This window comes from Pseudomonas sp. SIMBA_068 (assembly GCF_046534705.1).
GTDB classification, from domain to species: Bacteria; Pseudomonadota; Gammaproteobacteria; order Pseudomonadales; family Pseudomonadaceae; genus Aquipseudomonas; species Aquipseudomonas putida.
In genome coordinates, this window is sequence record NZ_JAWRYI010000473.1 from 1 (window position 1) to 273 (window position 273).

Consider the following 273-nt stretch of genomic DNA (forward strand, 5'->3'; position numbering starts at 1 on the left):
GTGGTTGATGGAAATTGACGTGATCGCGGTTATCCCAGAGTAAGGAGGCAGCCCATGACCTTTTCCATCGTCGCTCGCTGCGCGGACACCGGCCAACTGGGGATCGCCATCAGTTCCTCGAGCATCGCCGTAGGCGCCCGTTGCCCGTGGCTGCGGCCCGGTGTCGGCGCGGTGTCGACCCAGAACATCACCCTGCCGGCCCTCGGCCCGGACGTACTCGACCTGCTGGAACAGGGCCTCGCACCGGTCGACGCCCTCGACAAGGCCCTGACG

General features: G+C 66.3%; 1 protein-coding gene. It reads left to right on the plus strand.

What is annotated here, in order from left to right:
* Positions 1 to 54: 54 nt before the first annotated feature.
* On the plus strand, positions 55 to 273 hold a 219-nt coding region (locus SB756_RS30020; protein WP_410913230.1), incomplete at its 3' end, for a DUF1028 domain-containing protein.